The organism is Pontivivens nitratireducens (assembly GCF_011290545.1).
In the GTDB taxonomy this organism is placed as follows: Bacteria; Pseudomonadota; Alphaproteobacteria; order Rhodobacterales; family Rhodobacteraceae; genus Pontivivens; species Pontivivens nitratireducens.
Window position 1 is genome coordinate 1,473,224 of record NZ_CP049811.1, and the last position, 19,038, is coordinate 1,492,261.

Below are 19,038 nucleotides of genomic sequence, written 5' to 3' on the forward strand. Positions count from 1 at the left end.
GCAAATGCCGAAACCACAGAACTCCACATCCCTTGCCGGGGCCCTGACCACGCTGCATCGTGGCCTGATGCCGTTTGTCATGTTCGCGGGCGTCACATTGATCTTCGTCGAGTCTGTCTGGCTTACGATCGTGGCGAACCTGGCACTGGTTGTTTTTCTGGCGATGGGATGGCGACGCTTCAGTGTAGGTACGTGGGTTCCGGTGCTGCTGTCACTCGCGACGTTTGCGTTGGCCTTGTGGAAGGGTGTTTCAACCGAGGTCTTGCTGGATGCGCTGGGACGGATGCTGTTTCTGGCGGCGCTGATCTCGATGATGGGCACGCTGCGCTCCGCTGCGGCGCTGGCACCCGAGGTGATCCAGGCGGGCACGTATCTGACCGGGCAGCCCGCCTCGCGGCGCTATATCGCGCTAACCTTCGGGGGGCATTTGTTCGGTGTTTTGATCAATTTCGGCGGTCTTGCGCTGCTGCTCGATATGGCGACCCGCTCCATGAAGTCGGAGGCGAGCCTGAATCTGCCCGCCGCGATACGGGAGGTAAAGCTCAAGCGCATGACGCTGGCGATCGTGCGGGGGTTCGGGCTGATATCGCTATGGTCGCCGCTGGGCTTCTCCGCGAATGTGATCCTGATCACGCTGCCCGGACTGACCTATCTGGATTTCGGTCCGGTAGGGTTCGTTATGTCGTTCGTCTTCATCGCGATCGGCTGGAGCTTCGACCAGGTCGAACGGCGCAGGATCGGCACGGTTGCCGTAGCACGGCCAAAACCGCCTGCGGGGTCGTGGCTGGGGGCGGTGATGCTGGTGGGGCATGTGCTGGCGCTGGGTCTGCTGATATTCGTGGTGCATGGAATCTTCCCGTTGAGCTTTCAGGAAGGGTTGATGACGCTGATTCCGACCTACGCCTTTTTCTGGGTCATCTGGTCAACCAGAACTGCCCCCCGGGCGGGGCTGCGTGAGGCCGGAAAAATCGTCATGCAGCGGCTGCCCAATTCCGCGGGGGAGGTCGGCGTATTCGCCTCCGCCGGGTTCCTGTCCGTCATGTTGTTGGCGCTAATCCCGGTGGAATCTTTGCGCCTGATCATCGCGGATTTCGGTTTGGGTGCAATCTCCCTGGCGCTTTGCATCGTGTTCGGCATCGTGCTCATGGCATTTTTGGGGATCAATCCCATCGTCTCCGCTTCGGTTCTGGGAGCGGTCGCGTCACAGCTTGCCGTGCCGGGGTTGAGCGATGCGGCAATCGCGTTTTCCATCATCGGTGGATGGACGACCGTGATCGGGCTTTCGCCGTTCATCACGACAATCATCTTCTGCGCCGCCATAATCGAACGCCCGCCAATCCTGATCGGCCTGAAGTGGAACAGGGCCTATTCCCTAACTATCCTGACGTTGTGGTGCGCGTTCCTGATCACTCTGATGCTGACGGGCGCGGTCTAGCTGCCGAATTCGGCGCGGATGCTGGCCGTATGCTCGCCGAGTGCCGGTATGCTGGCGTTCTGACCGCGACGCGCGCCGTCTATGATGGCGGGTGCGGCCGGGTGGGTGACGTTGGCCCCCGCAGGCGTGGCTGTACGGGTCGTGGCGAGGTGGGGATGCGCGATCAGACCCGTCATGTCCTTCACCCCAGCGAAGGCCACATTCGCATCCAGCAATACGCGGGTGATTTCCTCGTTGCTGCGCCGCGCGATGGCGGCGGCAACCGTGGCATCCACAATGGCACGATTGGCGAGGCGCGCCTTGTTGGTGGCAAACTGCGGATCGGAGGCCATCTCCGGTGCCTCCAGAACCTTCTGCGCGAACAGTGTCCATTCCCGGTCATTCTGAATCGACAGCAGAACATCCTGCCCGTCCGCAGTGGTAAACACGCCATATGGCGAGATGGACGGATGGGCCAGGCCGATGCGCTGCGGCGTTTGCCCCGATGCGGCATGGAGGTACGGAACCGACAGCCAGTCTGCGATCACGTCGAACATGGAGATGCGGATGTCGCAGCCCCGTCCGGTGATGCCCCGCTGGATCAATGCCTCCAGAACCGCGGATTGCGCCGCGGCGCCACTGGCGATATCGACGATGGAGATGCCAACACGGGCCGGTTCATCAGGCCCGCCAGTGATGGAGCAAAGCCCGGATTCCGCCTGAATCAGCAGGTCGTAAGCCTTGCGCGTCGCATAGGGGCCGGTATCGCCATATCCGCTGATGCCGCAGGTTATCAGGCGGTCGTTGCGCTGTCGCATTGCCTCAGGGCCCAGCCCCTTGCGTTCCAGTGCGCCGGGTTTGAGGTTGTGGACTAGGACATCCGCCTTGTCGATCATCGCCAGCAGAAGCTTGTGATCCGTGGCGTCGTCCATGTCGATCACGACGGATTCCTTGCCACGGTTGAGCCAGAGGAAATAGCTGCTTTCGCCATCCGCCGCTTGGTCGTAGCCCCGGGCGAAATCACCTTCGGGTCGCTCAACCTTGATCACACGCGCCCCCGCATCGGCCAGACGGGAGGTGCAATATGGCGCGGCCACCGCTTGCTCGATCGACACGACGAGAACGCCGTCCAGCGGACCTTTGGACATGTGAGCTTCCTTTCTGCCGGCCTTGCGTGACCATCGCGATAGCTTAAACCAAGCGAAACCATGCTTGTAAGGCCAATTGGAAATTTCAGAAATGCCTTTTCGGCATGATTGTCAGAGCGTGGTGCCAGGCCACTGGCCCGAAGTCACCAAATGGTGCACCTCGGAGGTAAGGAATGCCGAGAATTCTGACGATACGCGCGATCCGGGACGGTTGAGCGGGGTCATCAAAACCAGCGTCCTGTCAATCGTTCTGCGGATGATCGGACGGGCGATCAGTGTCCCCGCCCGGACCTGATGAATGACGCTGACCAAAGGCAGAACGGTGGAGCCGAGGCCGCGCTCGACAAAGGCCAGCATGGTCGGCAGGATATCAATTTCCAGAACGACGTTGAGGTCGATCTTCTCGCTTTGCGCAATGGATTCGACGCGCCCGCGCAGACCGTGTTCCGGGTTTGGCAGGATGAGGGGCAGACGCAGCGCGTCCTGAGCCAGGATGGGCGTGCCATCCCCCCCGTCTGAAAACTGCGCGGCCTGGATCAGGAAAAGCTGTTCTAAAATAATGGGTTGTGTCTTGATTGATGGAGATTTCTGCCCCTCGTAAGCTACTCCCAGATCGATCTTACCCCGCAACAGCCAGTCCTGTACGTGGCCGCTGAAGCCGGAGACGATGCGCAGGTTCACATCGGGGTACAGGTCGAGGGCGCGCTCGATCAGGTGGGTTGCCAGAACCTCCGCCACAGTGGGTGGCAATCCCAGCGTCAGGGTACCGGACAGGGTCTTCTTATTGCTCGAGAATTCACCGACCAGATCCTCCATGCTTTCCAGAATGACGGAGGCCCGCCGGGCAAGTCGCAGCCCCTCCTCCGTCGGCATGACGCCACGCCCGTGACGGCGCAGCAGGGAAACGCCCAGTTCTGCCTCCAGCGCCTTGACCTGACGGCTCAGCGCGGGTTGCGCGATATGAAGGCGGTCAGCGGCGGCGGTGATGCTGCTCAATTCCACGATCTGTACGAAATTGCGGAGTTGGCGGAAATCCATTCATGCCTCATATGTATCTCTGATATAGCCATAATGCATTTGCTACATGAATGACCATCTTTCACGGTGGGCGGGAAGGCAAGTCCGCTTTCCGGCCCGTCCCGGGCTCGGATGACCGCTTTGCTGTTCGGATACGGTCAACAGGCCGGTCGGAACAGTGTGCAGGCAAGGGCCTTCGCCATAGGGAGAATGAACATGAAGAAAAATATCCTGCGTTCCACGATCGGCGCGCTCATGACATGTGCGGCGCTGCCCGCATTTTCACAGGAACTGCCCGATACGATGGTCTGGACGTCGTATGATGTCGGTTCCGCCGGATATGCCGAGGCATCGGCGATTGCAGACGCATTCGGACGTGAATTCGGCACGCGCGTTCGCATCCAGCCGTCGGGCAGCAGCATCGGACGCCTTCAGCCGCTGCTGCAGGGGCGGGCTGATTATGCATTCCTCGCAACGGAGGCTTTCTTCGTCTCCGAAGGAGCGTTCGATTTCTCGACGCCGGAATGGGGTCCGCACCAGTTGCGCGCCATCGCAGGCCGTCCTGCCGGCCTCACGCTGATCGCTGCTGGCGACGCCGGTATTGAAACGGTCGAGGACGCGCGCGGCAAGCGTATCGCCTTCGTCGCGGGCAACCCGTCGGTGAACGTGAAGTGCGAAGCAATTCTGGCCTTTGGCGGGCTGACGCTCGACGATGTCGAAATCATCATGTTCCCGACCTATGGCGCGGCGATGTCATCGATGACGCGCAACGAATCCGACGCGACCTGCACGACGCCGACCACCAGCCAACTGTACGAACTGGCCGAGAGCCCGCGCGGCATCCACTACGCCCCGCTTGAGGCGGATAACGAAGCCGGGTGGGCGCAGCTGCTTGAGGTTCTTCCCATCATGACGCCATCGGATGAGGACGTCGCCGCCGGCCTGCCCGAAGGTGAAGTCGCCAAGATGGCGGCCTATCGCTATCCCGTCATCACCACCACAGACGACAAGGGTGAGGATGATGTCTATGCCTTCATCAAGGCGTTGGACGAGACCTATGATCTGTACAAGGACGGCACCGCCGCGATGAGCCGCTGGTCGCTGGACAGGTCCGGCCGTCCAGCCATCGACATTCCGTTTCACGAGGGTGCAATCCGCTACCTGCGCGAAATCGGCGTGTGGACTGAGGAAGACGATGCGTGGAACGAGCAGCGTGTGACGCGGCTGAATACGCTCAGCGAGGCGTGGGCAGAATTCCACGATGAGAACATCGACATGTCGGAGGAGGATTTCTCCGCCGCGTGGATGGAACGGCGCGCCGAGGTCGTTTCCTCGCTGAACTGATCGAGACCCAAGTCGCGATACCCCCCGGCGTTTCGGCGCCGGGGGACAGTTCATCAGTAGGTCAGGGACGGTCTAATGAAATCAGAGAGCACTTCCCCAGGCGCCGACGCGCCCGATTTCGCGACGAATGCGTCATCAGGACCCAGCGCGATCATGCGCTGGCCTGTCATGGCGTTGGGCGCGCTGGGTGTCCTGTTGGCCGTCAACCAGCAATTCCTGCTGAACCTGTTCGGCTTTCAACCGCTGGGGAATGCCTATCTTTATTATCTGATCGGGATTTTTCTGGCAGTGACCTTCCTGGCGCTGCCGATTTCCAGCAACCTTGCCGGGCGTTTGCACTGGGTCAACGTCGTGCTTGCGATCGCCGCGCTGGTCAGCGGCGGTTGGTTGGGGCTGCACGGGCTCGATATCATCTCACGCGGGTGGGAATACGATGCACCGCTGATGGCGGACATCATGGCCACGATCCTGATTTTCCTGGTGCTTGAAGGCGTGCGCCGCGCTGGCGGACCGGTCCTGCTGGCCACGGCGCTGCTGTTCGGAACCTTTCCGCTCTATGCCGGGCATATGCCGGGTTTCCTTTGGGGAACGCAGTTTTCCGCGATCGAGACGGTTCGCGCGCACGTTCTGGGGGTGGAGAGCATCATCGGCATCCCGATGCAGGTGGTCGCGGAACTGGTCATCGGCTTCGTGATCTTCGGCTCGGTTCTGGTCATCACCAAGGGCAGCGACTTCTTCATGGAGCTTGCCTCCGCGCTGTTGGGGCACAGCCGTGGTGGCCCGGCCAAGGTGGCGGTCATCGGTTCGGGCATTCTCGGCTCTCTGTCGGGCAGCGTCATCTCGAACATTCTGACATCCGCACCGTTTTCCGTGCCGACAATGCGGCGCGTGGGGTATCCTGCCAGCTATGCCGCGGCGGTTGAAGCATGTGCGTCGACCGGGGCCACGTTGATGCCGCCGGTCATGGGCACGGTTGCCTTCGTCATGGCATCGTTTCTGGGCGTGCAATATTCCACCATCGTGATTGCCGCCGTGATCCCCGCGATTCTGTTCTATGTGGCACTGCTTTTTCAGGTGGACATGTACGCCGCGCGTCGCGGGCTGCACGGTCTGCCGCGCTCCGAAACGCCGAAGATCCTGCCGGTTCTGGCCAAGGGCTGGCCCTATCTGCTGAGCCTCGCGGTGCTGATCTTCGTGCTGATGGTTCTGCGGATGGAGTCGCGCTCACCCTATTATGCCTCGATTGTGATGATCGTCGCGACGTCCTTTCGCAAGGAAACGCGCCTGACCTATCAGCGGTGCAAGGCGCTGCTTCTCGATATCTCGTTGAACGTGGGCAAGCTGGTCGCGATCCTGGCCGGGATCGGCCTGGTCGTGGGGGGGCTATCCTATACCGGGGTGGCCGGTGCCTTCAGCCGTGAGCTGCTGCTCTATGCCGGTGGGAACACCGCGCTGATGCTGCTCGCCGGTGCTGTGACCAGCTTCGTTCTGGGCATGGGGATGACGGTGACGGCGTGCTATATCTTCCTGTCGATCCTGCTGGCGCCCGCGCTGGTTCAGGCCGGGCTGAACCCGATCGCGAGCCACCTGTTCATCCTGTACTGGGGCATGCTGTCCTATATCACGCCGCCGGTCGCGCTGGCTGCGATTACCGCCGCGAACGTCGCGGGTTCCAAACCGATGGAGACGGGATTCCGCGCCATGCGGCTGGGACTGCCGCTGTTCGTCCTGCCCTTCATCTTCGTCTATGACCCCGCCCTGATCATGGAGGGGACGGCGATAAATATCGTGGAGCGGATCTTCCTGACGACGGTGGCGATCTGGGCGGTTACCTCCGCATTCGAAAGCTGGATATACAAGGTCGGACGGATCGGCGTGGTCAGCCGTATCGCCTTCGCCGCCGGGGGTGTTCTGATCATCGTGCCGGAGCTTTTGACCAGCATTGCGGGCGCGATCGTTCTGGGCGTCGTGATCGCCGTCAACCTGATGCTGAAGCGGCGCAAGCCGGCACAGGGCATGTGAGGAGCGTATGATGGACAAGAGATTGCCTGATTTGGCGACCGCAGTTGCCAGGATCGAGGATGGCGCACGGCTGATGATCGGTGGCTTTGGGTCCGCCGGCATCCCGTTCGGCCTGATCGACGCGCTGCTCGATCATGGTGCGAAGGGTCTGACCGTGATTTCCAACAATGCCGGCGCGCAGGAAACCGGGATCGCGAAGCTGCTGAAGGAAGGGCGCGTGGCAAAGGTCATCTGCTCCTATCCCCGTTCCCCTGGGTCCATCTGGTTCGAGCGGCGCTATGAGGCGGGAGAGATCGAGCTGGAGGTCGTGCCACAGGGCACGCTGGCCGAACGCATTCGTGCCGCCGGCGCCGGGATCGGCGGATTTCTGACGCCGACCGCCTATGGCACATTGCTGGCGGAGGGCAAGGAAACGCGGGTCATCGACGGACGCGGCTATGTCATGGAAATGCCCCTGCACGCCGATGTCGCGTTGTTGCGGGCCGACCGCGCAGACAAGTGGGGCAATCTGACGTTCCACGGCACCGCAAGAAACTTCAATCCGGTCATGGCGTCCGCTGCGAAATACGCAGTCGCGGAGGTGCGGAAGCTTTCCGACGTGCCGCTCGACCCGGAACGGGTGGTGACGCCGGGCATCTTTGTGCAGGGCGTGGTGGAATATGGGGTACGGCCATGAACAGTCTCACCGACGCTCAACTGGCGGCGCGGGTTGCGCGCGACATTCCCGACGGCTCCTACGTCAATCTGGGGATCGGCAAGCCGACCCACGTGTCCAGCTACGTCCCCGAGGGGCGCGAAATCATCTATCATTCGGAGAACGGCATTATCGGCGTCGGCCCGACCCCGCCTGAGGGCGAGGAAGATTTCGAGATGATCGACGCCAGCAAACGCTACATCACGACGGCCCCCGGTGCCGCGTTTTTCGAGCATGCCGACAGCTTCGCGATGATGCGTGGCGGGCATATAGATATCGCGGTCCTCGGCGCCTATCAGGTGGCGGAAAACGGCGATATCGCGAACTGGGCGACACTGGATGAGAAGTTTCCGCCTGCAGTTGGCGGTGCGATGGATCTGGTCGTCGGGGTTCCGACGATCTTCGTCATGATGAGGCATACGAACCGTGACGGCACACCGAAACTGCTGCGCAGCTGCACCTATCCGCTGACCGGTCTGGGTATCGTCAGTCGCGTCTACACCGACCTTGCTGTTCTGGATCTGGCGCCCGAGGGTTTTCGTCTGGTCGAACTGACACCGGGCAACACGCTCGAAGAAGTGCAGGCCCTGACCGACGCAAAAATTCATTCCTGAAGGGCAGAGATGAGCAAGCGCAAGAAAAATCCCGCCCGATATCGGGTGGAGCCTGGCGGACGGGACATCGTTCGCACCGACAGTAAGATTCTAAGAAATCGCGGCCTTGCGGCCGAGTGACAACCGCCTTCGGGCACAGATAAAATTTAGGAGAGCCTTGTGAAAACCAGCGCCCCCGAGTCCCATGACGACCTGCGCGATGCATTGCGCGCACTATGTGCGGAATTCCCCGCCGAATATCACCGCAAGCACGGCGCGGCGGAGACATATCCCGAGGAATTCGTGACGTCCCTGACGCAGGCAGGCTGGCTGGCCGCGATGATCCCCGAGGAGTTCGGCGGATCGGGCCTGGGGCTGACCGAGGCGTCCATCGTGATGGAGGAGATCAACCGCGCGGGCGGCAATGCCGGCCATTGTCACGGGCAGATGTACAACATGGGCACGTTGCTGCGCCATGGATCGGCCGAGCAGAAGGCGAAGTACCTGCCCAAGATCGCATCGGGTGAGTTGCGCCTGCAATCCATGGCCGTGACCGAACCTACGACCGGAACCGATACGACGAAGCTGAAGACCACCGCTGTGCGCAAGGGCGACAGGTATGTCGTCAACGGTCAGAAGGTCTGGATCAGCCGTATCCAGCATTCCGACCTGATGATCCTGCTGGCCCGCACCACGCCACTGGCCGAGGTCAAGCGCAAGTCCGAGGGGCTTTCCATTTTCCTCGTCGAGCTGGACCAGATGATCGGCAAGGGGATGGAGGTCAAACCCATCTCGAACATGGTCGGGCATGAGACGAACGAGTTGTTCTTCGACAATCTGGAAATCCCCGCCGAAAGCCTGATCGGTGAGGAGGGCAAGGGCTTTCGCTACATCCTCGACGGGCTGAACGCCGAGCGGACGCTGATCGCGGCGGAATGTATCGGTGACGGGTACTGGTTCATCGACAAGGCCACGCAATACGCCTCGGAGCGTGAGGTCTTCGGCCGGCCCATCGGACAGAACCAAGGCATCCAGTTCCCGCTGGCCAAGGCCTTCGCCCATCTGGAGGCTGCCAATCTGATGCGGTTCGAGGCGTGCCGCCGGTTCGATGCGGTTCAGGACGCAGGCGCGCAGGCCAATATGGCGAAGCTGCTGGCCGCCGATGCCTCATGGGAGGCCGCGAACGCCACGATGCAGACATTCGGCGGATTCGGCTTCGCGGAGGAATACGATGTCGAGCGCAAGTTCCGTGAAACGCGGCTGTACCAGGTCGCGCCGATCTCCACCAATCTGATCCTGTCCTATGTGGCCGAACATATCCTCGGTATGCCCCGCAGCTTCTAGGAGACCTCCATGTCCGATACCGCTATCACCGCAGTGCCGAGTTTCCCGCTGTTCGTGCCTGCCGATCGCCCCGATCGGTTCGCGAAGGCCTGCGCTGCGGGAACCGACACCGTCATCATAGATGTCGAGGATGCCGTCGCCCCGGATAGCAAGGTGGCGGTGCGCAGAATACCCGAAGGTGCCTTGCCAAGGGAGCGTACCGTGCGGCTGTACCTGCGGGTAAATGCCGTGGACACCCCATGGTATCGCGACGATGTCGCCTTCGCGCGGGCGATGGCCTTTGACGGGGTCGTTCTGCCCAAGGCGGAAAGCGCGGCTCAGGTCGCGGCCCTGCGTGAGGCGTTGGAGCCAGGGCGCACGATCCTCGCCCTGGTTGAGACGGTTGCCGGTCTGGCCGCGATAGACGAAATCGCGCGCGCCGCGGATCAGATCGCGTTCGGCTCCATCGACTTTGCCGAGGACATGGGGTGCGCGCACACCCGGCAGACGCTGTTGCCGATCCGCAGCCGTGTCGTGATGGCAGCGCGGCTGGCCGGGCGGCCCGCGCCGATAGATGGCGTCACGCCGACGACCACGGATACCGCCCTGATGGCAGATGATGCCAAGCATTCCAATGAGATGGGCTTCGGCGGGAAGCTGTTGATCCATCCTCATCAGATTGCGCCCTCACGTGCGGCGTTCCGGCCTGATGCGGGGGATCTGGACTGGGCCAGCCGTGTACTTTCCGCCGCCAAGAGCGGGGCGACCGTGGTCATCGACGGTGCAATGGTTGACGCCCCCATCGTGGCGCGGGCCCGCAGAATTCTGGCTCGGGAAAGGGCCCTGACATGAACGACACAGCTGCAATCGACTTCGATCATCTGAACGGTTGGATCGGCCGCACCGAAACCGTGGCGGATATCGTGACACCGGGACTGGTGGATCGGTTCCGCGCCACCTTCGGCAAGCGTCTGTACGGCGATCCGCAGAGCGTGCCGCTGGGTCTGCACTGGTGCCTGGCCCCCCCGGCCGTTCCGTTGGAGGAGATCGGGCCCGATGGCCATCCTGCGCGGGGCGGCTTCCTGCCGCCGGTTCCGCTGGAAAACCGGATGTGGGCAGGCGGTGCCGTCAGCTTCCACGCGCCGTTGCAGATCGGGGATGAGGTTACGCGCGCGTCCCGCATCGCGGCGATCACGCCCAAGAACGGGCGCAGCGGGCCGCTGGTCTTCGTCACGGTCGAGCATGAACTGCATGTCGGCAATCGCCGGGTGATCGAGGAGCGTCAGGACATCGTCTATCGCCCGGCCCGCTCGGTCGAGGCGGCACAGCCCGAAGCCGTGCACGACATTCCCGAGGATGCGTTTGTCGGCGATCCGGTGACGTTGTTTCGCTACTCCGCCATGACGTTCAATGGCCACCGGATCCACTACGACTATCCCTATGTCACGCAGCAGGAGGGCTATTCCGGGCTGGTTGTTCACGGCCCCATTCAGGCAACCTTGCTGATGAACGCCGCCGCCGCCGCCGCGCAGCAAGACGCGATCCGGATCGAGTATCGCGGCCTGTCGCCGCTGATCGCGGGGCAGCCTGTCTCGATCAAGCGTGACGACAAGCATGTCTGGCTGGAAAAGCCCGATGCCACCGCCACCTTCGACGCCCGTTATTCACTGCTCTGAGGATACCACCATGGCCCGAGCCGACGTAGATGCGCTGAAATCGGACCTTGTCCTGCCGCTGATCGGCGCGCCGATGTTTCTGACCTCGGGCGTTGATCTGGTGGTGGCGCAGTGTTGCGCCGGGATCATCGGCACGTTTCCGGCGCTCAACGCACGTCCGGCGCCGGTTCTGGATGAATGGCTGACCCGGATCGAAACGCGGCTGGCCGATCACGAGGCGCAAACAGGCCGCAAGCCCGCCCCCTATGGCGTCAACCTTATCGTCAACGACTACAACGAAAGGCTGGAGGAAGACCTGGCAACCATCGTCCGCCACCGGGTGCCGCTGGTCATCACGTCCCTGTCCGCCCCGGACAAGGTGGTCGAGGCGGTGCATGGATATGGCGGCATCGTCTTTCACGATGTCATCAAGGCGCGGCACGCCAAACGTGCGGTCAAATCCGGAGTGGACGGCCTGATACTGGTCTGCGCGGGTGCCGGGGGGCATGCCGGAACGCTCAGCCCGTTTGCACTGATCGAGGAGGTTCGCGCCTTCTACGATGGCCCGCTGATCCTGTCGGGCGCGATCGCCAACGGTCGTGCCGTGTTGGCGGCGCAGGTTCTGGGCTGCGATTTCGCCTATTCCGGCACGGTTTTCATCCCCACAAGTGAGGCGATCGCCCCCGAGGCACACAAGCAGATGATCGTCGCAGCCGAGGCGGAGGGCATCGTCTACACGCCGATGTTTTCGGGCACGCACGCGAACTACCTGACGGCGAGCATCGAGCAGGCCGGTGTCGATCCCGAGGAGGCCAGACGCGCCGAACCGCGCCCGATGGTCGCGAAGGATCATCCAGATCGCCCCAAGACGTGGAAGGAAATCTGGGGCGCGGGGCAAGCCGTAGGTCAGTCAAGATCCGTGCAGCCCGCCGCCGACGTGGTGGCCCGGTTGCACGCTGAATATCTGGACGCATGCGGGAGGGTTTCGAAATGAGCCGGATCGAAGGGTCTGACACTTATTGCAACGTGCCTGACAGCAGGGGGCTGAACGTCTTTCGCGCGGACCCGGCGCTGGCCGCGCTGGTCCGGCTGTATGCGCCGCCGGCGTTGCATGATGTATTGCTGCCGCAGTTGGACAGGATGGGATCGCTGGTCGGGGACCGGCTGGAAACTCTCGCGCTCAGCGCGGATCAGAACACACCGAAGCTGGCGTTGCGGGCGCGCACCGGGGCTCCGGATGAACGGATCGAGAAGCATCCCGACTATCAGGAGCTGGAGCGATTTGCCTTCGGTGAGTTCGGACTGGCCGCAATGTCGCACCGGGCCGGGGTGTTCGGGGCGGATGCGCCGCTGCCGCCAATTGCGAAATACGCGCTGGTCTATCTTTTCGTGCAGGCGGAATTCGGCCTGTGCTGTCCGCTGAGCATGACGGATTCGCTGACCCGCACCTTGCGTAAGTTCGGCTCGGACGAGCTGATCGCGCGATATGTGGATCGCCTGACCTCGCAGGACATGGACGCGCTTTACCAGGGCGCGATGTTCATGACGGAGCAGGTCGCGGGCTCGGATGTGGGTGCGATCGAGACGACGGCCCGTCAGGATGGTGAGACATGGCGTTTGTCAGGTGACAAGTGGTTCTGCTCCAACCCCGACGCCGCGCTTGCCATGGTGTTGGCCCGGCCCGAGGGGGGCGGCACCGGCACCCGCGGGCTGTCGCTTTTCCTGTTGCCGCGGCATTTGCCCGACGGGCGGCGAAACGACTACCGGATCGTGCGGCTGAAGGAAAAGATGGGCACGCGGTCCATGGCCTCGGGTGAGATCGTGATGGAGGGGGCGGAGGCGTACCTCGTCGGTGATCCGGGGCAGGGCTTCAAGCAGATGACGGACATGATAAACATGTCACGTCTGGCCAATGGCGTGCGGTCCGCCGGATTGATGCGCCGCGCGGTGGGTGAGGCCCTGTTCATCGCGCGTCATCGGACCGCGTTCGGCAAATCCCTCTCCGACATGCCGCTAATGCGCCGCCAGTTGGTCAAGATGCTGCTGCCGGCGGAGCAGGGGCGCAGCATGGTGTTCCACACCGCAAGGGTTCTGCAGCAGTCCGATGCGGGCGATGCCGAGATGGCGAAGGTGGTGCGCATCCTGACACCGCTCATCAAGTTTCGGACCTGCCGCGATGCGCGCAAGGTTGCCGGAGACGCGATGGAGGTTCGCGGCGGTTGCGGCTATATTGAGGAGTTTTCGGATGCGCGGGTTCTGCGCGACGCCCATCTCGGCTCCATCTGGGAGGGGACGAGCAATATCGTAGCCCTCGACGTGGCACGGGCGAGCCACCGGACCGGGGCGCTGGACGCGCTCACCCGGTATTTGCGCGATCTCCTGGGAGGGGTGGATGCCCCCCTCGCGGCGGAGCTGGACGATGCCTTGACCAGGGCGGTTGCGCTGATGGGCCAGACCGCCGAGGGTGAGGCCGAAGTCCGCCGCGCCGCCAGCGCATTGTATCACGTAACGTCCGCGATCTTCCTCGCGTGGGAGGGGGCGCAGCTGGACGACGCTGCGGTGGCCCGCGACAGGTCGAGGCTTGCGTCACTGGTGTTGAGCCATATTCTGACGCCACGCGATCCATTGGGCGCGGTCGAGGTTGAACCCGACTGGCTCGACGGACTTCTGCGCCGTGCGGGCATCGACGATTTCTCCACCCCCGACTTCTCCACCGCCGACGAAGGAGCATCCACATGACGCTGGCCCAAATTCTCGCTGATTTTGCTTCGGCTCCCGTATCGCGGAACGACACGATGGCGCAGTTCGTGCGCTTCTCGCTGTTGGACTGGGCCAGCGTTGGCATCGCGGGCCGGGCGGAGCCTGTGGCGCAAGCTTCGCGTCAACTCGCACTGGCCGAAGGGATCGAACAGGCCACGCTGTTTGGGGGAGGCAAGGGGTCGGCGCGAACCGTGGCGATGGCCAATGGCGCGATCAGCCATGCTCTCGACTACGACGACACGCATTTCGGCTATGTCGGTCATCCCAGCGTGGCGATCATACCTGCCGCTCTCGCCATGGCGGAGCGTGAGGGGGGGAGCGGTGCCCGGTTCCTCGATGCGATCACCGTCGGGATGGAGGTCGTCTGCCGGATCGGAACCTGGCTGGGCCGGACGCATTATGATGCGGGGTTCCACCAGACAGGCACGTCGGGTGCGTTCGGGGCCACGGCTGCGGCCGGGCGGGTGCTGCGACTGGACGCGCCTGCGATGGCGCACGCTCTCGCTCTGACCTCGACGCGGGCGGCGGGATTGAAAAGCCAGTTTGGAACCATGGGAAAACCGCTCAATGCAGGTTTCGCGGCGGAGGTGGGCGTCACGTCGGCCTTGCTCGCGGCGGGAGGAGTGACGTCCGCGCTGGATGCGATCGAGGGCGTGCAGGGGTTCGGGCCGACCCATGCCGCGGCTGAAGATCATGCCGCGTTCGAGGGGCTGGGCCAGGAATGGTTGTTCCCAAATGTCTCCTACAAATTCCACGCCTGCTGCCATGGCCTGCACGCGATGTTGGAGGCATTGCGGACACTGAACCTGTCGGGTCCTGTCACCTCGGTTTCCATCGAGACGCATCCCCGCTGGTTGAAGGTGTGCAACCAACCGTCACCCACGACAGGGCTTGCGGCCAAGTTCAGCTACAGATTGACCGCCGCGATGATGCTGTCCGGTGTCGATACGGCGGCGCTGGAATCCTATACCGACGAAGTCTGCGCGCTGCCGGACCTGATCGCACTGCGTGACAAGGTGGAGGTGCGTGGCAACGATACGCTCGAGGATACCGAGGCGCAGGTGACCGTGGTGGCCGGGGGGCAAACCCATCAAGCGCGGAGCAACCTGATGGAGGCGACGGACATCGCCCGGATCGGCGATCGTCTGAACGCGAAATCCACGTCACTTCTGGGCGACGCGCTGGCACGGGATCTGCAGCACGATCTGAGCGTGCTGGAGGAGGCCCGCGATCTGTCCGCATTCACGACGCGGATCGCCACGATCTGATGGCAAGGGCGGCCAGACGCGGAAAGGCTGCTGTCCTGCGCCGCCACCGCGAATCCGGGTATCGCACCGCTACAGGGTCAGTCTATCCAATACGATAAGATATGCTGCCTGAATATGGGTCTGACAGGCGCGTTCGGCGCCGTCAGGATCGCGTGCACTGATTGCATCGACCAGCGCGCGCACCTCTTCTACGCTGACTTCCAGCCGGCCTGGTGCCGACAGTGAGCTGACGCGCAGTTGCGAAATCCGATTGTGCAGTGATTGCAGAATACGCTCGACCTGAATGTTGCACGCACCGGTGAACAGCGTGGCATAGAACTGGTTTTTCCTGGCGATCACCGTTTTGATATTCGGTTCCGTGCACGCATCCTCGAAGGCCGCGAATGCCTTTTTCAGCTTCGCGATGTCGGCATCCTTGCCGAGCAGGGCCATCTGCCGGGCGCAATAACCTTCGAGAAGTTGCCGCAGATCGTATATCTGACGCGCGTCCTCTGCCGTCACGGTCGCGACTGTGGGGCCACGATGGGGCGGGCTGGTGACAATACCCTCCGCCTCCAGCTGGCGCAGGGCCTCGCGAACGGACGTTCTGCCGACGTCGAACAATTCGCAAAGCTCCCGCTCGATAAGGCGGGCGCCCGGGGGGAACTGACCGCTGATTATGGCGGTTCTAAGCTGGTTCTCGACCTGAACGCGCAAACTGGTCGGACGCCTGGAAATAGTGAATTCGGACTCGGTCATTGGCGTGTTCCGAAACAAGGGGGGGAAGAAGCTTGATTATCATAGGCTCATTTCAGCCCGGTAAAGTCAGAGTGCAAGCATACACTGAAACGTAGTATCTGTTTACGGTGAAGTTACTGCCAAATCGTCGCGGCTTTTATTTTCTAGAGACGGTAGAGTCTTGCGAACGCGGGTGCGCCCACGATGACGACCAGAATGCGCAGGACGTGGTGTGCAATGACGAAGGCCATATCCGCCCCTACGATCAGGGCGAGGATCGCCATTTCGGCCTGACCGCCGGGCGCGAAAGCCAGCAGGGTTTCAAGGGCAGGGGCCAGGTCGAGCAGGTGGACCGCCTCCGCGAACACCACCGTCAGGGCCAGCAGGATCACACAGAATCCCAAGGCTGCCGTCAGGTCGATGCGGACCTCGCGCATGGTGATGCCGGCATATTTCGCGCCGACGGTCATTCCGATGAAGAATTGCGCGGCCCAGATCGCTTCGACCGGGGGGCGATGATGCAGGACGCCTGCCAGCGCGAAGGCTCCCGCCAGGATCATCGGCCCCAGGATGGAGGCACCGAACAGCCCCACACGCTCCGCTAGTTTCCAGCCGACCAGACCGCAGAAGATCATCAGCACCAGCTGCTGCCACGCGATTTCCGAGGCCGGCGCCCCCGGCGGAACCGACAGATCGACATCCCAGTAGGCGCGCAGAATGAACGGCAGGATCGCCACGATGAACAGCACACGGGTCGCATGGACCAGCGACATGGCGCGCACGTCGCCGCCAGCTTCTTCACCAAAGATCAACATGTCCTGCAATCCACCGGGCATCGCCGAATAATAGGCGGTGGGAAAGTCGAAGCCCCAGAGCTTCTGAAAATAGGGAACACCGACCAGACCGATCAGCACGGTCATCAGCGGAATCAGGATCAGCGTCGGCCACATCGCGCCCATCGACACCAGAAGCGCCGTGGTGAACGTTGCGCCGACCGCCACGCCCAGAATGCCGCGCATCGCCGTGTTCAGAACCTTGATGGTGTCCAGCGGTACGCCCAGCAATGCCGCCGTCAGACAGGCCATGATCGGCCCGAGCAACCATGGCAGCGGCAGATCGACATAGGAAAACGCGGCGACGCCCAGCCCGGCGATGGCGAATGTTACCAAGATGCGGATCATGTGCGCATCGTCATCAGGCGGTGTCGCAGGGACGTTTTCAGGTGTTCTTCGGCGGCGTTGCCCGCACGCTCGACATCGCCCTGACGAATGGCGTCTATGATCTGCGCATGTTGCGCACAGACGATCCGCACGCGGTCCTCATCGCCCAGCGTCGTTCGACCCAGCAGGAGCATTGCGTTGGTCAGCGCCCGGGTTGATCCCAACAGGAACCGGTTGCGCGTGGCCAGATACAGACAACGGTGAAACTGCTGATTGATGGCGGCGGCGCGATGCGGCTGCGTACCGGCGGCTTCGATTTCGGCGTTGAGCGCTTCCATCTCCTCCGTCTCGGCCTGCAATGCGTGTTTCGCGGCCATCTGCGCGGCAGTGCGTTCGAGGACCGCGCGCATTTCGTACAATTCGACGACTTCACCATGACCCAACTGTCGGATCACGGCACCGATGCGGGCGCGGTGTTCGACGATGCCGTCGGCCTCCAGCCTTCGCAGGGCCTCGCGTATCGGAGTGCGTGAGATGTTCAATCGGTCTGCGATCTCCGTTTCACGCAAGCGGTCGCCGGGCAAGAAGTCGCCCCGCGAGATCGCTTCATACAGCCGGGAATAGGCCAGTTCGCCTTGCGATAGTTTCGTCAGTTCCGACATATTCCCATCCTTGTATCCGCCTGGATACAATGTGGGGTACAGGTCGTGGCATCAGGTATCAAGCCTTGGTTTTCAGAAACGTCCACGCGGTCCGCTTTCGCTGCGTGCGCTTGCCAGATTCAAAATGAACGCCAGTGGGTGAAACAAATTCCTTGCCGAAACCGGTTTCGTAGCGGAGCCTGAGTCGTGGGAGGATAAAAGTTGAGCATCGACGCGGACCAGATGAAGGCCGGATCGCAACGCCTGCGCGTGACGATTTCCGACGTGTCCGAAGCTCTGGGTCTGACCAAATCGACGGTTTCACGTGCCCTGAACGGCTATGCCGATATTTCGGAATCCACCCGACTGCGCGTGCGGCGCGCGGCGGACAAGATGGGCTATCGACCCTTGAGCCACGCCCAGGCCATCCGCACGGGGCGGACGAAATCGCTGGGTTTGGTCATCCAGATGGCGGACCATGACGCCCAACGGCCGTTTCTGGCGGAATTCCTGTCCGGCCTGTCCCAAGGCGCGAGCGAGGAGGGCTGGACCCTGACGATCGCGGCCAGCGACAGCCCGGAAACCACGTTCGAAACGTTCAGGACCATGATCGCGGATCGCAAGGCGGACGGGTTCATCCTGCCACGCACCATGAGTGACGACCCGCGGGTGAAGCTGCTGCGTGCCTCCGGCATTCCTTTCGTCCTGTTCGGTCGCTGCGAGGATCCCGCCGGGTGCGCGTGGTACGATGTGCTGGGTGAGGATGCGATGCAGGACGCCGTCCGACATCTGGTCGCGCTTGGTCATCGGCGGATCGGCTTTATCAATGGCGGGATGCAGTACACCTACGGACATCTGCGGCGTGAGGGGTTTCTGACCGCCATGGCCGAGGCGGGTCTGAAGATCGAGCCGGAGCATATGCGCGAAAACGCGGTGACCATTCAGGATGGAGAGGTCAGTGCCCATGAAATTCTCGATTCCAGCCCTACGCCGACCGCCATCGTGTGTGCTGTCGATATGGCGGCGCTGGGGGTGTATCGCGCGGCGGCAACGCGCGGATTGCAGATCGGGCATGACCTGTCGGTCATTGCCTATGACGGCATACAGGACGGCGCCCATGTAACGCCGCAACTGACGACCTATTCCGTCGATTATACCCATTCGGGCCGACGGCTCAGCGCATTGCTGATCCGACGGGTGATGGGTGAGCCGGTGGAGACACTGCGCGAAACCGCGCAGGCCCGGTTCCTGAACAGGGGGTCCACCGGCCCACCCGCCTAGG

Annotated in this window: 17 protein-coding genes; 12 read left to right on the forward strand and 5 right to left on the reverse strand. The window is 62.5% G+C overall.

Annotation, left to right across the window (positions count from 1 at the left end; translation table 11 throughout):
- Window positions 1-4 precede the first annotated feature (4 nt).
- The gene (locus tag G8E03_RS07185; protein ID WP_166190181.1) at window positions 5-1,435 is read left to right on the forward strand and encodes a hypothetical protein; all 1,431 of its coding nucleotides are present in this window, start codon (window positions 5-7) and stop codon (window positions 1,433-1,435) included.
- Here the strand turns inward: G8E03_RS07185 and G8E03_RS07190 are convergent.
- Together G8E03_RS07190 and G8E03_RS07195 are read right to left on the reverse strand one after the other, a co-directional pair.
- A complete protein-coding gene (locus G8E03_RS07190) occupies window positions 1,432-2,562 on the reverse strand; it encodes a CaiB/BaiF CoA transferase family protein (protein WP_166190183.1) in 1,131 nt (376 codons plus the stop codon). The genes G8E03_RS07185 and G8E03_RS07190 overlap by 4 nt on opposite strands.
- Before the next feature lie 111 nt (window positions 2,563-2,673).
- A complete protein-coding gene (locus G8E03_RS07195) occupies window positions 2,674-3,600 on the reverse strand; it encodes a LysR family transcriptional regulator (protein ID WP_166190185.1) in 927 nt (308 codons plus the stop codon).
- Window positions 3,601-3,795: 195 nt separating this feature from the next.
- Here G8E03_RS07195 and G8E03_RS07200 point away from each other — a divergent pair, with 195 nt between their 5' ends.
- The 10 genes from G8E03_RS07200 (at window position 3,796) to G8E03_RS07245 (ending at window position 15,238) form a co-directional block, all read left to right on the forward strand.
- Window positions 3,796-4,923 carry a TAXI family TRAP transporter solute-binding subunit gene (locus G8E03_RS07200; protein ID WP_166190187.1) on the forward strand — a complete coding sequence of 376 codons (1,128 nt, stop codon included), beginning with the start codon at window positions 3,796-3,798 and terminating at the stop codon, window positions 4,921-4,923.
- A 153-nt stretch (window positions 4,924-5,076) separates the two neighbouring features.
- Window positions 5,077-6,945 (forward strand): TRAP transporter permease, encoded by a 1,869-nt coding sequence (locus G8E03_RS07205; protein ID WP_240910448.1) that lies wholly within the window; start codon window positions 5,077-5,079, stop codon window positions 6,943-6,945.
- Window positions 6,946-6,955: 10 nt separating this feature from the next.
- Window positions 6,956-7,621: a CoA transferase subunit A gene (locus tag G8E03_RS07210; RefSeq protein WP_205793308.1), complete on the forward strand. Its 666-nt coding sequence runs from the start codon at window positions 6,956-6,958 to the stop codon at window positions 7,619-7,621.
- Window positions 7,618-8,253, forward strand: a complete 636-nt coding sequence (locus G8E03_RS07215; protein WP_166190193.1) for a 3-oxoacid CoA-transferase subunit B — start codon at window positions 7,618-7,620, stop codon at window positions 8,251-8,253. The genes G8E03_RS07210 and G8E03_RS07215 overlap by 4 nt, the downstream gene beginning before the upstream one ends.
- A gap of 159 nt (window positions 8,254-8,412) precedes the next feature.
- Window positions 8,413-9,576: an acyl-CoA dehydrogenase family protein gene (locus tag G8E03_RS07220; RefSeq protein ID WP_166190195.1), complete on the forward strand. Its 1,164-nt coding sequence runs from the start codon at window positions 8,413-8,415 to the stop codon at window positions 9,574-9,576.
- 9 nt (window positions 9,577-9,585) lie between these two features.
- Window positions 9,586-10,407, forward strand: coding sequence for an HpcH/HpaI aldolase/citrate lyase family protein (locus G8E03_RS07225; RefSeq protein ID WP_166190197.1), 822 nt, complete (start codon window positions 9,586-9,588; stop codon window positions 10,405-10,407).
- Entirely contained in the window at window positions 10,404-11,231 is an 828-nt protein-coding gene (locus G8E03_RS07230) for an HTD2 family dehydratase (protein WP_166190199.1), read from the forward strand. Before G8E03_RS07225 ends, G8E03_RS07230 begins: the two co-directional genes overlap by 4 nt.
- Before the next feature lie 10 nt (window positions 11,232-11,241).
- Window positions 11,242-12,204, forward strand: a complete 963-nt coding sequence (locus tag G8E03_RS07235) for an NAD(P)H-dependent flavin oxidoreductase (protein WP_166190201.1) — start codon at window positions 11,242-11,244, stop codon at window positions 12,202-12,204.
- The gene (locus tag G8E03_RS07240; protein WP_205793317.1) at window positions 12,201-13,949 is read left to right on the forward strand and encodes an acyl-CoA dehydrogenase family protein; all 1,749 of its coding nucleotides are present in this window, start codon (window positions 12,201-12,203) and stop codon (window positions 13,947-13,949) included. Before G8E03_RS07235 ends, G8E03_RS07240 begins: the two co-directional genes overlap by 4 nt.
- Window positions 13,946-15,238 (forward strand): MmgE/PrpD family protein, encoded by a 1,293-nt coding sequence (locus G8E03_RS07245; protein ID WP_166190205.1) that lies wholly within the window; start codon window positions 13,946-13,948, stop codon window positions 15,236-15,238. The genes G8E03_RS07240 and G8E03_RS07245 overlap by 4 nt, the downstream gene beginning before the upstream one ends.
- Before the next feature lie 69 nt (window positions 15,239-15,307).
- Here G8E03_RS07245 and G8E03_RS07250 read toward each other — a convergent pair whose 3' ends face one another.
- The 3 genes from G8E03_RS07250 to G8E03_RS07260 all read right to left on the reverse strand — a co-directional run bounded on the left by G8E03_RS07250 (window position 15,308) and on the right by G8E03_RS07260 (window position 17,777).
- Entirely contained in the window at window positions 15,308-15,976 is a 669-nt protein-coding gene (locus tag G8E03_RS07250) for a GntR family transcriptional regulator (RefSeq protein WP_166190207.1), read from the reverse strand.
- A gap of 143 nt (window positions 15,977-16,119) precedes the next feature.
- Entirely contained in the window at window positions 16,120-17,136 is a 1,017-nt protein-coding gene (locus tag G8E03_RS07255; RefSeq protein WP_166190209.1) for an AbrB family transcriptional regulator, read from the reverse strand.
- Entirely contained in the window at window positions 17,133-17,777 is a 645-nt protein-coding gene (locus G8E03_RS07260; protein ID WP_166190211.1) for a GntR family transcriptional regulator, read from the reverse strand. The genes G8E03_RS07255 and G8E03_RS07260 overlap by 4 nt, the downstream gene beginning before the upstream one ends.
- Window positions 17,778-17,978: 201 nt before the next feature.
- On the opposite strand from G8E03_RS07260, the gene G8E03_RS07265 reads away from it, so the two are divergent.
- Window positions 17,979-19,037, forward strand: coding sequence for a LacI family DNA-binding transcriptional regulator (locus tag G8E03_RS07265; RefSeq protein ID WP_240910449.1), 1,059 nt, complete (start codon window positions 17,979-17,981; stop codon window positions 19,035-19,037).
- Window position 19,038: the final 1 nt, after the last annotated feature.